This is a genomic window from Exiguobacterium sp. s89 (assembly GCF_018617735.1).
Lineage (GTDB): Bacteria > Bacillota > Bacilli > Exiguobacteriales > Exiguobacteriaceae > Exiguobacterium > Exiguobacterium marinum.
In genome coordinates this window covers 17020-31458 of sequence record NZ_JACSKS010000005.1, presented here as the reverse complement: position 1 = coordinate 31458, position 14439 = coordinate 17020, and the positions used below count along the sequence as shown (strand labels likewise).

Below are 14439 nucleotides of genomic sequence, written 5' to 3'. Positions count from 1 at the left end.
TAGCAGATAACCTTTGTAAGCGGATACGTTTCGTTCGTCAATTGTTGAAAAAAGTCGAACGATTCAATGCTAGAATATTCGGAAAATGTGAAACAATAGTAAGAAATTATACGTATAAGGGAGATAGATGCTTTATAGAAAGGGTGTTTGTTAAGTGAACAATCAAAATCGCTTCGTACAAGAGGATACATGGTGGAAGTCACCACTTCGAATAAAATATACCTCGTTTGCGTTCATACTCATGGCGCTTGCTGTGTCGTACTTCGAAGGTAATGTAGGGCTGACAGTTCCACTCATTGTTGGTGGAATCGCAATGATTGGGCTAGACGTTAGCAAGTATCAGAAACAACGTACGCATGTAAGCGAAAAAATCAAAGTGAAATCTCTTAAATGGGAGCTCATATATGATTTAGTGGATTCTGCAATTCTTATTGTAATAACCGTGACGCTCCTTTTTATGAAACTTGACACTTTGACAATTTTTGTTGTTCTCACCTTGTGGATGGTGTTCGGTCAAACTTTCCAAAGACAATTTGGAGAGCGCATGCCTTCGGTGGATCAATCCGCGAAACAACGGTTAAAGAGATGAATGAACGCATAACGAAAGAAAAAGCATGGAAACGTTTATTCGACCAATGGATATTCGGCTTGTTTGGCACATTTGTAGTACTGATGTTACCAATCAGTTTATTGACCGATGAGCTCACATGGGGCGCGCTGTATATCGCCTGTACACTCATTCCGCTGAACATCTTATATGTGAAGCGTTATCGAATGCGCCTGAGGTTTCAACTAGAATTGAAAGGATTGTATCGTCGTCAACTCGTTCGGGACGGGATCAACAGTGTTGCCTGTTTTCTCGCATTGAATCATCAATTATTGTTCACCTCAAACATGGCATATGTGGGCGTCACGGTTTTCATCGGCGGCGCGATGCTATGGACATGGAACGTGAAGATACAAACGGAACGAGAAGATACGGAGTATATGCATGTGGACAAGGAGGCGATATAGGTGGCGCAAGACGTAAAGTGGATGCAACGGATGCGACATTATGCCGTACCTGTCTTAATTCTGTATGTCACGGCCGTCATTGTCGCTCTCTTATTAGAGAAAATGTTGCTCATCCCCATCATGGCGTCGGTCTCCGTGATTATCGTCGTGATGGGCTATAAAGAAATGCGAATCATGTGGCGAATGACAAAACATCCGAAGGCGCATCGAATCCTCATTTTTCAATACGTGTTCGAATGGGTGGATGCCGTTTTGTTGACGGCACTCATGGTGACGCTGCTGACAGCGGAAGATTTTGGTCTCATGATTGGCCTCTTTTTTGGGATATGGGGAGTATTAAGTCCGATTCGGCAGAAGTGGTTCACAAAGCAACTTAAACAAATCGATCCGGAATTACCGACGTATGAGGAAGTGATTGAAGGGAGGGTCTCGCATGAATCGTCAAGTTGAACTTACAGTAGCGCATGCCAAACAATTTGATCGGTTCTTTGGCTGGCCGGTACTCGTCATATTCCTAATCTCGTTCATCGTGATGTTACGGACACAGGCGACATGGGTCATCCCCGTCATGTTGATCGTATCCATGGGGCTTGCTTATAAAGGATTCATGGAATATCGAGTCATTCGCCATTTTGCCGAACATCAAAACGTCGTACGGGTGTTACGATATCGACTCGTTGATTGTTGGATTAGTGCCGTCTCTTTATTTGTGCTGTTCATCCCGATGTATGTAAACGAAGATGCCTTCATCCTGACCGGTGGGATCGTCGCCCTTTGGGGGTTGACGAAATCGTATCGAGAGAAGAAGTGGGAAGAGCGAATCCATGCGCATCAGTCAGGATTACCAACGTATGAAGCGATACTAGAAAGCGAGGGAGCCATATGGAACCATCACCAAAAGTAAAAGCGCAAATCGACACGATTCTAAAAGTAGACCGTTTGACTAAATGGAGTGTCGGCATCATCGGGATCGGACTCGTCGTCAGTTTTTTGATTTATGCCTCGTATTGGACACTCTCAGATGGCATCGTTACAGGGACATTATATGCGGTGCTCGCTGCAATCTTATCGGGTATTTTTATTCAATATCGGATGTGGCTACGTTTCGTGACGAATCAAACAGCGCGTAACCTCTTATCATTCAAAATGATGGCACACACGCTCGCTTTGACGGGTGTTGGGATTTACGGACTCTTTTACTTCACGAGCGAAACGACAGGCTCACAATCGTTCCGTGTGTTTCTCCTTTCTCAGCTTACGTTTTTCGGGATTGAATATTTGGCGAAGCGCTTTGACCGCGTCATTCAGTCTTATGATGAGAACTATTTGACGGATCAAGACTTAAGAGAGATTCGTGACGTCCGCGAATACGAGAAGGAGCAACGTCGTGAACAAACGTGATCAGATGAGAGAGTTGACGGCATTTGATGAATCGGGGAAATGGACTGTGAGTATGATGAGCGGTGCTCTCGCACTCATGCTTTTCTTCGCTGTGGAGAAGGGCTGGATTTCGTTAGCGGGTGTATTGTTGATTTCGGAAATCGCAGCGTTACCTGCATGGAAAAGCGCGTGGGACCGAGAATCGATTAAGAAGCGTTATTTGAAGTCGAGAGAGGCGAAACGACTCGCGCATTGGAACTCAGTCACCGGTTTGATTGGGTATCCGTTTGTCATTGTCTTTTTATATTTCACAGTTTCAGGGCAGATTTCGACGCTTGCTTTCTTTGTAACGATTGCAGTGCTCATCCCGAGTTCTATGATGTTGCATCGATTGTATGAATGTCATATGGTTCGGCTTGATGAGAACTATGTCACGGAACGAGAGTTAAAGGAAGAACAGAAATGGGGGAGCGCGTGAGCGTCTCTCCCATTTTATTTGAATAGACGAGCAATGAACGTTGCACATGCAACAAAGGGAAGGACGAGAAGGAGCCCGAGCCATTGATCTCGCCAAACGACAAACCAAAAAGCAGCTTGCAGACATAGGATGCCGACTGCGGCAAACATCACGAATAAAAGTGCTTTCTTGCGGGTGGAGCGGTCATCCCACCATTCCTTGAAATAAGGGAAACTGCAGAGAAAAGCCATAGCCATAAAGAAAATCGCAGGAAACAACATGACATCCCCTAACGTGCTATTCCCTTCAAATTCGAGCCACCTGGATAAGACGGATAACAGTATGCCGATCAATAGGAAGATTCCACCCATGTGTTTCCCCTCATTTCTGTTCTCGTTACTTGTATCATGCCCGTTCTCTCCCTACTCGAAAACCTGATACATTGATGGCTTTTTAGTGAAAGTGGTGACTTTTACATGAACGGTAAAAAAGTATTTAGCGACTACTTTAACAATTTCTCTATCCAAGACGCCGTGTACTCGATAGCATGAAAGCGTATCTGGAGAAACGGCTAGATATGAAGTGAAAGCGCCAGAACTCTGCGGAGTTGACGAGGACGAAGGTGATCGAGATTTCGGCGGATGCCTTCCAGTCGCGTGTCACGACTGAGAGAGTCTTGATAAAACGTTCGGGTGACTGGGCGGACAAAACGAGACTTGATGACATCACTCAAAAAAGCCCGTTTCCTTTTTCGAGAAATCGAAGAATAGAGGAGATTTGTTTATGTGTGGAATCGTAGGGATGATCGGACAAGTTGGAACGAAAGAGATTTTATTGAAAGGGCTCGAAAAGCTCGAGTATCGCGGCTACGACTCGGCAGGGATTGCCTTAGTCGGCGAGGACGTTCGTACGTTCAAAGAAGTGGGGCGAATCCAAGCACTCCGTGACATCGTACCGGCTGACGCTGAAGGGACGATTGGAATTGGTCATACGCGTTGGGCGACACACGGGGTACCGAGCGTGCCAAACGCCCACCCGCACCAAAGTACGACAGGACGCTTCACGCTTGTGCATAACGGCGTGATCGAGAACGACGAGCAATTGAAAGCCACACTCGACGTCCCGTTCCTTTCAGAGACGGACACGGAAGTCATCGTCTTACTCATGGAGAAACACTTCGTCGAGCTCGGCGACGTCGAGTCGGCGTTCCGCAAGACGCTTTCGGACCTCCACGGCTCGTATGCGATCTCGATGATCGACTCAGAGGACCAGAATCGCCTCTATATCGGGAAGAACAAGTCACCGCTCCTCGTCGGACTCGGTGACGGTACGTTCAACGTCGTCGCATCGGACGCGATGGCGATGCTCCAGGTGACAGACCAGTACCTCGAGCTCCACGACGGTGAGATCGTCATCCTCACACGTGAGTCGGCGACGATCAAGACACTCGACGGCGAAGTGCTCGAACGTGCGCCATACACGGCCGAGATCGATGCGTCAGACATCGAGAAGGGCACGTACGCGCACTACATGTTGAAGGAGATGGACGAGCAACCGGCCGTCATCCGCAACATCATCCAGCATTACCAGAACGAGAACGGCGAGATCGAACTCACGGAAGGCGTGCGTGAACTCGTGTCAGAAGCGGACCGGATCTATATCGTCGCATGTGGGACGAGCTATAACGCGGGACTCGTCGGAAAAGACATTTTAGAACGCATCGCCGGCATTCCGACAGAAGTGCACGTTTCTTCTGAATTCGGCTACAACATGCCGCTCTTAAGTGAACGTCCGTTGTTCGTCTTCTTATCACAATCCGGTGAGACGGCGGACAGCCGTGCCGTCCTCGTCGAAGTGAAGAAACGCGGATACAAAGCGCTCACTATGACGAATGTACCGGGATCGACGCTCTCACGCGAAGCGAACGAGACGATGCTCCTCCATGCAGGACCAGAGATTGCGGTCGCATCGACGAAAGCATACACGGCGCAGATCGCCGTCCTCGCGATTCTTGCATACGACATCGCCCGTGCGACAGGGAAAGAACTACCGTTCGACCTCATGCCGGAACTCGCCCGTGTCGCGACCATTATGGACTCGATCATGGCGCAAAAAGAGTTGTTCGAGGACCTTGCGGAGCGTTACTTGAAAACGACACCGAACACGTTCTTCATCGGTCGTGGGCTTGACGCGTCCGTCTGTCTCGAAGGGGCGCTCAAAGTAAAAGAGATTTCGTATATCCAAGCGGAAGGGTACCCAGGCGGGGAACTGAAGCACGGATCGATCGCCTTGATTGAAGACGGGACACCGGTCATCGCGCTCATCTCACAACCGAAGACGAACTTGAACATTCGCGGGAATGTCAAAGAAGTCGTCGCCCGTGGCGCGAATACCTGTATCATTTCGATGCAAGGCGTCGAACATGAGAATGATGACTTCATCTTGCCGCACGTCGAGCCACTCTTGGCACCGCTCATCAACGTCTTACCGGTTCAGTTGATGGCATATTATGCGGCGCTCGCCCGTGGTTGTGACGTCGATAAGCCACGTAACTTGGCGAAGTCGGTGACGGTGGAATAAACTGGTTATAGCGTAAGGCACCTTTCCTTGTGAGAGGTGCTTTTTACTCCTTGCCGATATCTTTGCCAACAAGCAAAATAGTAGGAGAAGTAAGCGGTTCCAACTTATGATTAGATAAAGATATGCGACGAAAGAAGGGCTGACATGAACGTATACATTGCTTGCCATAGTGGGTTTGTAACGAGTGCGATGGCAGCGAAGTTATTCGCACAGGCGAGCGAGGGACGCTTGCCTTGTACGATTACGCACGGAACGATTCAAAACATCCCGAACGAGGTGGATTTGATTCTCTATCAGGAAGGGGCGACCTCGGTCTCCCATCCGACAGCACGTGTCCGGTCAGTCCGACAACTCCTGTCGCTCGAGGAATACCGACTACTTGTCGAAGAATGGATGGATGAGCATGAAACATGAGTGGAGCGCACGAGAACGCTCGATCTTGTTACACTTATTGGCAACTGAGACATCGACACCGCTCGCCGAAATCGCGCAGGCGGTGAATTTGTCTGAGCGCACGGTTCAACGAGAACGACAATTACTTGAAGGCATCTTAAAAGAGTTCGAACTCGAACTCGCTTGGCAACGTGGTCATGGACTGAGCCTGGTCGGCAAGCCAGCTGCGAAACAACAGTTACGAGAAGACCTGATCTTATCTGCAGAAGCGATTCCGACGAGCGAGGACCGCTTATTTGAACTGGCTTGGCGTCTCTTGTTTGAGAACGATACACTCAAATTACAGGCAGTCGCCAAGCAGATGCACGTCTCGCCGAGTACGTTGACGCAAGACTTGGAGAAATTGGATCGATGGTTCGAAGAGTACCATTTAGAAGTTGAACGGAAAAAAGGAGTCGGGGCTAGAGTGCTCGGCTATGAGTCAGAGAAGCGTAAGCTACTCATCAACGCTCTGCTTGCCCATTGGGACACGCTCGCATTTTACCGCTTCGTCCGCGGAGAAGACGACTACATTCCTGCTTTTTTGAAGACCGTTCCATGTGAGGAGATTCTTGAAGGTCTTCGGGACGGCTATGATTATTTAAAGTCTCGCGCGTTTGAGCGAATGGATGACCGTACCATCATGCGGGTCACGTTCGCTTACGGCGTGCAACAGGAACGGTTAGCTTCTGGATTCTTTTTAGAGATGTATACGAAAGGACGGTCCGAGGACTATCTGAAAGTCGCCACCGATATGGAAGAGGCACTCGGGATCACCTACTCGATGGCGGAACGCGTCTGGTTCGCGGAAGAGGCGAACCGTCTGCGCTCAATTAAAGATCAAATGAAAGAAGACGAAGAAGAGCGGTGGATCATGCAGATTCGGGTGCATAAACTGATTCACCACGTCTCACTCATTTACGGGTTCACGTTTACGGATGACGTGGCTCTCGAACGAGGACTGCTCGCGCATATCTTGTCGAGTATGAATACGCAAGCGCTACCGGAGACGGGGACGGTCAAGCCTCATATCGACCGCGACTATCCGGGACTCCGTTCGGCCATTCAACAGGGTGCCGACATCGTCTTTGGGACAAATACGTTCTCCGAGGAAGAGACGGTATTTTGGGCGATGCACTTCGCGGCAGCACTCGTCAAACCGGTGCGGCGTCGTGAGTATCGGGCACTCGTCGTCTGCTCGGCCGGACTCGGTTCGTCGAAGATGCTCGTCAACCGCGTGCGTCAAGAGTTTCCAGAGATGCAAGACGTCGTCAACTCGTCTCTTTTCGGATTAGAGCAGCACCGACTTGAGGAATATGATGTCATCTTGTCGACGGTGCCATTACCACCACTCTCGGTACCTACATTAATCGTCAATCCGTTGTTGACGAGTGAAGAAGTACAGCGCGTCCGTCATCTCTTGTTGTCGTTACCGCAATCATTCCAAACGGTTACTTCAAAGCCGAGATCGACGATGCTCGATTTTGCCGAACTTGGCGAACTTTTAGAGACGTTCGAGCGGATGGATGATCAGTTTGATTTGGTCACACTCAACAATACGGACCGTTTAGAGGACATCTTGGTCGATATCGGAACACATCTTGAGGAACGGGATCTTGTCCAAAGCGGAATTCAGCTCTCTGCCCAACTGCTTCGTCGTCATGAGGTCGCGGGCCTTGGGGTGCCGGGTACGAAACTGGCGTTATTCCACGGACGACATGCCTCGATTGAGAAGGCGAGTGTGTTTGCGTTTGATTTAACGACCTCGATTCCGCTCCTTATGATGGATCAGTCGACCGAACCGGTGACACGTCTTCTTGTCTTGCTTGCACCGGAAGAAGCACGTGACGTCGAGCTTCACTTCCTAAGTGCGATCAGCGGGTCGCTCATTGAGAGTGAGGAGCATATGCGGCTATACAGCACGGGGACAAAAGAGGACCTCCGTTTGCTCCTGCACGAATGCATGAAGAAAATGATTCATGAGACATTGTACGAAAAATGACCGAACCATGGTCATTTTTTTGTTTGGCACAAAATGTTGCCAAAGTGTGAACTGGATTGAATTGAGAAAGCGCTTACTCCAGGCATACAATACAGGTGTAGAGCACAAACCGGTTAGCTACACTACACATTCAACCTTTCACATTTAAACGACTGGAGGTTTTATACATGGCGAATACGCAAGCAAGCTCGGGCGGGGTCCGAGTCAAAGTACAACGGTTCGGTAGTTTCCTCAGTGGGATGGTCATGCCGAACATTGGCGCCTTCATTGCCTGGGGGATTATCACAGCACTCTTCATTCCAACAGGATGGTGGCCAAACGAAAACTTAGCAGAACTCGTTGGTCCAACGATCACGTATCTCTTACCATTACTCATCGGTTTCACAGGTGGTAAATTACTTCACGATGTCCGAGGTGGTGTCGTCGGGGCACTCGCCACGATGGGGGTCATCGTCGGTACCGACATTCCGATGTTCCTCGGTGCGATGATCATGGGTCCACTCGGTGGTTATGTCATCCGCCAAGTCGACCGTGCCCTTGAAGGCAAAGTTAAAGCAGGATTTGAAATGCTCGTCAACAACTTCTCAGTTGGAATCATCGGTGGACTCCTCATGCTTGGAGGATTTGAAATCTTCGGTCCGATTATGAGCGCCCTTGATAAAGTGATGGCGGCAGGTGTTGACTGGATCGTCGGCGCGAAATTGCTTCCGGTTGCGAGTCTGTTCATCGAACCAGCAAAAGTGCTCTTCTTGAACAACGCCATCAACCACGGAATCTTGAGCCCGCTCGGTGTCGATCAAGTCGCAGACGCTGGAAAATCAGTTCTCTTCTTACTTGAAGCTAACCCAGGACCGGGTCTTGGATTACTTCTCGCCTATATGTTCTTCGCCAAAGGTGCAGCGAAACGTACGGCACCGGGGGCAGCCATCATTCACTTCCTTGGTGGGATTCACGAGATTTACTTCCCATACGTATTGATGAAGCCGGTTTTGATCCTTGCGATGATCGCAGGGGGCGCAACAGGAATCTTCACGTTCGTACTCTTTGATGTCGGTCTCGTCGCACCGGCTTCACCAGGTAGTATCTTCGCGATTCTTGCGATGGCGTCACGCGGTTCGTACGTCGGACTCGTGGCAGGGATTCTCTTATCGGCAGCGGTCACATTCGCTGTGGCGAGCGTCATCTTGAAATCGAGCGCAGCAGAGGAAGTATCACTCGAAGAAGCGACACAAAACGTGAGTGCGATGAAAGGCAAGCAATCTTACGCATCTGCTCTCGTGACAGATCGTCTTGATAAAGTCGACCATATCATCTTCGCTTGTGACGCTGGGATGGGATCAAGTGCGATGGGGGCCTCGGTTCTCCGGAACAAGGTGAACAAAGCGAACTTGCCGATCAAAGTGACGAACACATCGATCAGCAACTTGCCGAAAGATGCCCAGTTCGTCATCACACACGAAGATTTGACGGAGCGTGCGGAAGCGCAAGCACCGAATGCGATTCATCGTTCGGTCACGAACTTCTTGAACGCCGATTACTACGACCAATTGGTAGAAGAAATTAAAGCGGAACGCAGCAAAATTTCTTGAACTCAGAACAGATAGAGATACGGTTTAGCCATTAGGAGGAAATCAAAATGCCATTCATTCAAACAGAGATGATTCGACTTAACCAAACATTCGCAACGACAGAGGAAGCGGTCACAGCAGCCGGAGCCATCCTACAAGACGCCGGCTGTGTGACGCCGGAGTATGTAGAAGCGATGCATGAACGTCAAGCGATCGCGAGCGTCTATATCGGAAATCACGTCGCCATTCCACACGGTACAGAAGCAGCGAAATCAGCGGTTCAGAAGACGGGAATTTCGTTCCTGCAAGTACCGGACGGTGTCGACTTTGGAGGTCAAACGGCCAAACTCGTCATCGGAATTGCAGGTGTGAATGATGAACATTTAGAGCTCCTTTCGCAAATCGCGATTCTCTGCTCGGACGAAAGAAATGTGGAGCGTCTTGTTCAGGCGAAAACGAAAGAAGAAATCTTGGCGCTCTTTATGGAAGAGGTGGCGTAAATGAAAGCTGTTCATTTTGGGGCAGGGAACATCGGACGAGGATTTATCGGATTATTGCTCAATCAAAGTGGTTATGACGTAACGTTTGTCGACATCAATGATACGGTCATCGAAGCGCTTGAAGCAAAACGTCAATATGAGGTCGGATTCGCAGAAGATGGCGTCGAGCGTATCGTCGTCGACCGGGTTCGCGGTGTCAACAGTTTGAAAGAACCGGCTCGTGTCGCGGCTTTGATCGCAGAAGCGGATCTCGTGACGACGGCTGTCGGACCGTCACTCCTCTCAAAAGTGGCACCATTGATCAGTGAAGGACTTCGTGCTCGTGAAGTCGAGGATGCACCGGTCTATGTCATCGCATGTGAGAACATGATTGGCGGTAGTGCCATTCTCCGTCAAGAAGTAGAGGCATGTGGCGGTGTCGGGGAAGCGAATGTCTTCTTCCCGAACGCGGCTGTCGACCGCATCGTTCCCCTTCAACAGCATGAGGATCCGCTTTACGTGGAAGTGGAGACGTTCCATGAATGGGTCATCGAGACACAAGGGCTCAACGAACAACCACCGATTCAAGGTGTGACATGGGTCGAGGAAATCGGACCGTATATCGAACGGAAATTATTCACGGTCAATACGGGACACGCTATCGCCTCTTACATCGGCTCGTTGTTCGGGAAGGCAACGATTGACGAGGCGCTACAAGATCGTCGCGTCCGTCAAGTCGTTCAAGGTGCTTTGTATGAGACAGGCTGGTTATTGCTTGAGAAATACGGGTTCGAGGCGAAAGAGCATAGCCAATATATTCAAAAGATTATCAAGCGTTTTGAAAACCCGAAATTGAAGGATGAAGTGTCACGGGTGGCCCGTTCGCCGATTCGTAAACTTGGACCGAGCGATCGTCTTGTCAAGCCGGCACGTGAATTAATGGATAACGGCATCGAGCCGAACGAACTCGCTTACGGGATTGCAGCAGCCCTTCATTACTACAACCCGGAGGATTCGGAATCGTCGGAGCTGAACTTGTCGATCGAAGAACACGGCATCTCGTCAACGATTGAAAAATACCTTCATCTTCATGAAGGGGACACGTTGACCCAGTTGATTCTCGATCAATATCATTTGATTCGGGAAGAAGAAAAAGAACGCGTGTCTTAATCAAAAATCGCTTCTGTCAATTTGACAGAAGCGGTTTTTAGTGTTTGCCGAACTCGAGATAGGTGGTCGTCTCTTTTACATGAAACGGAACGTCTGTCTCAGACAACGGACGACTGAAGTAGTAGCCTTGTGCATAGTCATAGGATTCCTTGAGTAACCATTCGAGTTGAGCGGATGTTTCCACACCTTCCATGAGAACTTTCATGCCAAGGTTGTGACCGAGTTGAATCATCGAGCGGACGATGGCCTCTTGATTGCGGTCGGTGAACAGGTTCACGATGAACGACCGATCGATTTTCAGCACTTGCACGGGAAGTTCCCGAAGTTGACTGAACGAAGAATAACCGGTCCCGAAATCATCGAGAGAAATGAGGATCCCGAGCTGATGCAACTGCGTCAGTTTTTCACGGGTCGAGGCCTCATATGACAGCATCGAGGACTCGGTCACTTCCAATTCGAGGTACATCGGGTCCATCCCTGTTTCTAATAGAATGGATTGTAGCGTATCAACAAAGTCTTCGCGCGCAAATTGGAGCGGGGAGACGTTAAGGGATAACGTAAAGGGACGTATTCCAGTTCGCTGCCAACGCACCCAAGTGCGACAGCTTTCTCGAATCACCCAATGGCCAATTGAATGAATTAACCCCGTGTTTTCTGCAATCGGAATGAAGTCAGATGGCGCAATCTTTCCGATTTGTGGATGTTGCCAGCGAAGTAACGCTTCCACACCTTCCAATCGATTCCGCTTCAAATCAATTTTCGGTTGATAGACGAGTGTTAGTTCGTCTTTAGTTAGTGCGGTGACAAGCGCTTTTTCCATCTCGATATTGCGTAAGATTTGAGGGCGCGATGATTCTTCGAATAATTTGATGTTATTCTCTCCATCTTGTCTGGATTCATCAGCGGCAAGACGAGCAAAGTGAATGAGTTCTTCGGAAGAAGCACTATCCTTAGGGAAATGACTGATTCCCGCACTCATCGTCAATTCAAGTGTCGTGCCATCTACGTCAAAAGTAGATGAGATCGCCTTTATACACTTTTCTGCTTTTTGATGAGCGAGTGAGCTTCGTTGCGCGAATAGCAATATGATAAATTCGGATGGCCCGATTCGCGTCAGTACATCATCCGGGTGAATCGTATGTTTCAGACGATTGGCGACTTGAAGGATTAATTCTTCAGCTCCATGATGACCGAGAATGTCACTCAAAAAACGCCAGCGGTTGACGTCGATGTATAAGCAGGAGACCGAACGCTCTTGTAAGATACTCTCCTGAAGGAGCGAGTCGAGTTTGTAGCGATTCGGTAAATCGGTCAACGAATCATGGAACGCCATATGTTCAATCATGCGCTGTGAAGCGACCGTTTTGGTCACATCGCGTATAAACCAAAGTACTTGATTGTTCGTACCATCTTGAAGTGGGTAAGACGTCACTTCTAACGTGCGGTGATTCGTCTCAATTTGTACCGGCTGATAAAAATATTGTTGAGCCGATAATAGAGGATGGTAATCCTGAAAAAAGGGTTCAGGGGCGCATCCTTCGAATAAGTGAGCGAACGCTTGATTTTGATAGCGGATTTCACCGTCACTCGTCGTCGTTACTACGGCATCCGTCGTCGACTCTAAAATCGTTTTTTGAAAAAGGTCACGCTTTTGAATTTGTCGGTCTAACGTATAAGCAATAAAATATGTCCCGAATAAGAGAAACACGATGCTTGTGACGAGCCACGCTAGCAAAGTGGGGTCAATCGGGATCCGACTCACAGGTGAAGGATCGGGGGTAATGATTGTTGCCCTCATCCCGGCGATATGCATACTGAAAATGGCTGTTCCCATCATGAGTGAGAACATTAGCTTCACAGAAAAGGACGTGCGCTTTGTGGAGTATGAAGAAAAGAAACCTACCCACAGGGAGAGGTAGGAAGCGCTCCATGCAATTCCGATGGATAATAAAACCCATGAGGGATCGAGATCCAATTGAACGCCTTGTATGGCAGCCATTCCGATGTAATGCATGCTGACAATCCCGAATCCCATCAGACCGGATGACTGCAGTAGTGTCATCCATGTCTTGTTGCGGGAAACCAAGCCGAACGACAGAATGCACCCGGCAATCGCCGGAACCATCGACCCGATAATGACCCAGGTGGAATACGTGCTATCGTGTAGAGCAGCATGCCCAAGCATGGCCACAAAATGCATGGACCAGATACCGAGACCTAAGGTAGTGCCGCCAAATAAAAGCCAAACGCGATGGGACGAGGTAGATTCTCCTGTGACTCGTTTCGCCAATTCGAGTGCCATAAAGGCAGAAACACTGGCAATAATGAAGGCGAGAAACATCAAAAAAACATTATGACTCATTGTCTGAGTGCTGATTTGTTCCATAATATCGATACCTCGTAGGATTATTTATTGTATGTTCACTTCATTATATGCGGAACAACACAGATTACATATAAAATTATTTAAATTAAATAACGGGTATTAAGTTGCTGAAGGGGGGCCGACTATGTATAAAAATAAATATATCAACTTTTTCTTGTTCATCGCATTCGGCTATTCATGGGTTATATGGACGACACTGTATTGGTGGACGGATTTACCGATTACGTTCATCGTCATCTTAGGAGCATTCGGGCCGAGTATTTCAGGCTTTCTCACGATGTATCGACTTCGTGGTGGGGCGGGGGTGAAGCATCTCCTTCGAAATAGTATCCAGTTCAAGATGAGTTGGAAAACGTATATGATTCCACTTTTATTAGTGCCGTTTTTATTTCTCGTTGCCTATTGGTGGACGGACCGAAGCGGTGCGTTAATCGTTCGCGAACCGTGGTGGATTGTCCCTTATTTTCTATATATGTTGTTTCTAGGTGGGACACTGCAGGAAGAGTATGGATGGCGCGGCTATTTGCTTGACGCGTTGCAGTCAAGGCTGTCTCCGCTTTTGGCCAGTCTGACACTAGGAGTCATTTGGACGCTTTGGCACACCCCTCTTTTCTTCATGGCTGGAACTGGGCAGATGAACTTGTCATTTTGGGCATATGGATTAGCCGTGATCGCCTACACGATTCTCATCACGTGGGTATACAATGGTTCGTCACGCAATCTGTGGTCTGCCTTTCTTATGCATACGATGTTTAACGTTATGCTCATCATGGTCGGGTTCGATGTGGAAGATGGCTATCCAATTGGATTTATTCATTTGACAATTACATTATGGACCGTTGTGATTTTAGTCATTTGGAAAACGTACGGAAAATTGAATTATGAACCGCTCGAAGAAATGATTCCAACTTACCCGAGTGTTACGCATCGGATTCGCGAGGGTAAAGAGTAGAACAAAAATAGAAAAGGAA

Annotated in this window: 15 protein-coding genes; 13 read left to right on the top strand and 2 right to left on the bottom strand. The window is 48.6% G+C overall.

Annotation, left to right across the window (positions count from 1 at the left end):
* Nucleotides 1-154 precede the first annotated feature (154 nt).
* Genes KNO96_RS12180 through KNO96_RS12155 form a run of 6 tightly spaced genes read left to right on the top strand, consistent with a single transcriptional unit; the run spans nucleotide 155 to nucleotide 2872 of the window.
* Nucleotides 155-589: a hypothetical protein gene (locus tag KNO96_RS12180; protein WP_214704043.1), complete on the top strand. Its 435-nt coding sequence runs from the start codon at nucleotides 155-157 to the stop codon at nucleotides 587-589.
* Nucleotides 586-1014, top strand: coding sequence for a hypothetical protein (locus KNO96_RS12175; protein ID WP_214704041.1), 429 nt, complete (start codon nucleotides 586-588; stop codon nucleotides 1012-1014). The genes KNO96_RS12180 and KNO96_RS12175 overlap by 4 nt, the downstream gene beginning before the upstream one ends.
* A complete protein-coding gene (locus KNO96_RS12170) occupies nucleotides 1015-1464 on the top strand; it encodes a hypothetical protein (protein WP_214704036.1) in 450 nt (149 codons plus the stop codon).
* A complete protein-coding gene (locus KNO96_RS12165) occupies nucleotides 1448-1918 on the top strand; it encodes a hypothetical protein (protein WP_214704035.1) in 471 nt (156 codons plus the stop codon). The genes KNO96_RS12170 and KNO96_RS12165 overlap by 17 nt, the downstream gene beginning before the upstream one ends.
* Nucleotides 1897-2415, top strand: a complete 519-nt coding sequence (locus KNO96_RS12160; RefSeq protein WP_214704034.1) for a hypothetical protein — start codon at nucleotides 1897-1899, stop codon at nucleotides 2413-2415. The genes KNO96_RS12165 and KNO96_RS12160 overlap by 22 nt, the downstream gene beginning before the upstream one ends.
* A complete protein-coding gene (locus KNO96_RS12155; RefSeq protein WP_026824370.1) occupies nucleotides 2402-2872 on the top strand; it encodes a hypothetical protein in 471 nt (156 codons plus the stop codon). Before KNO96_RS12160 ends, KNO96_RS12155 begins: the two co-directional genes overlap by 14 nt.
* 14 nt (nucleotides 2873-2886) lie before the next feature.
* On the opposite strand, the gene KNO96_RS12150 is transcribed toward KNO96_RS12155, so the two are convergent.
* Complete coding sequence (locus tag KNO96_RS12150; RefSeq protein ID WP_214704033.1) at nucleotides 2887-3222, bottom strand: hypothetical protein; 336 nt, start codon at nucleotides 3220-3222, stop codon at nucleotides 2887-2889.
* A 412-nt stretch (nucleotides 3223-3634) separates the two neighbouring features.
* Between KNO96_RS12150 and glmS the strand changes: the two genes are divergently transcribed.
* From glmS to KNO96_RS12120, 6 genes are all read left to right on the top strand, one after another.
* Nucleotides 3635-5431, top strand: a complete 1797-nt coding sequence (glmS, locus tag KNO96_RS12145) for a glutamine--fructose-6-phosphate transaminase (isomerizing) (RefSeq protein ID WP_214704032.1) — start codon at nucleotides 3635-3637, stop codon at nucleotides 5429-5431.
* 144 nt (nucleotides 5432-5575) lie between these two features.
* On the top strand, nucleotides 5576-5845 hold the full coding sequence (locus KNO96_RS12140; RefSeq protein WP_214704028.1) for a PTS sugar transporter subunit IIB: 270 nt from the start codon (nucleotides 5576-5578) through the stop codon (nucleotides 5843-5845).
* The gene (locus tag KNO96_RS12135) at nucleotides 5835-7865 is read left to right on the top strand and encodes a BglG family transcription antiterminator (RefSeq protein WP_214704026.1); all 2031 of its coding nucleotides are present in this window, start codon (nucleotides 5835-5837) and stop codon (nucleotides 7863-7865) included. The genes KNO96_RS12140 and KNO96_RS12135 overlap by 11 nt, the downstream gene beginning before the upstream one ends.
* Nucleotides 7866-8032: 167 nt before the next feature.
* The gene (locus KNO96_RS12130; RefSeq protein ID WP_214704023.1) at nucleotides 8033-9454 is read left to right on the top strand and encodes a PTS mannitol transporter subunit IIBC; all 1422 of its coding nucleotides are present in this window, start codon (nucleotides 8033-8035) and stop codon (nucleotides 9452-9454) included.
* Between the two features lie 47 nt (nucleotides 9455-9501).
* Nucleotides 9502-9933 carry a PTS mannitol transporter subunit IIA gene (locus tag KNO96_RS12125; protein ID WP_214704017.1) on the top strand — a complete coding sequence of 144 codons (432 nt, stop codon included), beginning with the start codon at nucleotides 9502-9504 and terminating at the stop codon, nucleotides 9931-9933.
* Nucleotides 9934-11082, top strand: coding sequence for a mannitol-1-phosphate 5-dehydrogenase (locus KNO96_RS12120; RefSeq protein ID WP_214704015.1), 1149 nt, complete (start codon nucleotides 9934-9936; stop codon nucleotides 11080-11082).
* Between the two features lie 37 nt (nucleotides 11083-11119).
* Here KNO96_RS12120 and KNO96_RS12115 read toward each other — a convergent pair whose 3' ends face one another.
* The gene (locus KNO96_RS12115; RefSeq protein ID WP_214704014.1) at nucleotides 11120-13468 is read right to left on the bottom strand and encodes a bifunctional diguanylate cyclase/phosphodiesterase; all 2349 of its coding nucleotides are present in this window, start codon (nucleotides 13466-13468) and stop codon (nucleotides 11120-11122) included.
* A 124-nt stretch (nucleotides 13469-13592) separates the two neighbouring features.
* Between KNO96_RS12115 and KNO96_RS12110 the strand changes: the two genes are divergently transcribed.
* A complete protein-coding gene (locus tag KNO96_RS12110; protein ID WP_214704013.1) occupies nucleotides 13593-14420 on the top strand; it encodes a type II CAAX endopeptidase family protein in 828 nt (275 codons plus the stop codon).
* Nucleotides 14421-14439: the final 19 nt, after the last annotated feature.

Coding starts and splice junctions, on each gene's coding strand:
- KNO96_RS12175 (WP_214704041.1), top strand. CDS start 586: ATGAATGAACGCATAACGAAAGAAAAAGCATGGAAACGTTTATTCGAC.
- KNO96_RS12165 (WP_214704035.1), top strand. CDS start 1,448: ATGAATCGTCAAGTTGAACTTACAGTAGCGCATGCCAAACAATTTGAT.
- KNO96_RS12160 (WP_214704034.1), top strand. CDS start 1,897: ATGGAACCATCACCAAAAGTAAAAGCGCAAATCGACACGATTCTAAAA.
- KNO96_RS12150 (WP_214704033.1), bottom strand. CDS start 3,222: ATGGGTGGAATCTTCCTATTGATCGGCATACTGTTATCCGTCTTATCC.
- glmS (WP_214704032.1), top strand. CDS start 3,635: ATGTGTGGAATCGTAGGGATGATCGGACAAGTTGGAACGAAAGAGATT.
- KNO96_RS12140 (WP_214704028.1), top strand. CDS start 5,576: ATGAACGTATACATTGCTTGCCATAGTGGGTTTGTAACGAGTGCGATG.
- KNO96_RS12135 (WP_214704026.1), top strand. CDS start 5,835: ATGAAACATGAGTGGAGCGCACGAGAACGCTCGATCTTGTTACACTTA.
- KNO96_RS12130 (WP_214704023.1), top strand. CDS start 8,033: ATGGCGAATACGCAAGCAAGCTCGGGCGGGGTCCGAGTCAAAGTACAA.
- KNO96_RS12125 (WP_214704017.1), top strand. CDS start 9,502: ATGCCATTCATTCAAACAGAGATGATTCGACTTAACCAAACATTCGCA.
- KNO96_RS12120 (WP_214704015.1), top strand. CDS start 9,934: ATGAAAGCTGTTCATTTTGGGGCAGGGAACATCGGACGAGGATTTATC.
- KNO96_RS12115 (WP_214704014.1), bottom strand. CDS start 13,468: ATGGAACAAATCAGCACTCAGACAATGAGTCATAATGTTTTTTTGATG.
- KNO96_RS12110 (WP_214704013.1), top strand. CDS start 13,593: ATGTATAAAAATAAATATATCAACTTTTTCTTGTTCATCGCATTCGGC.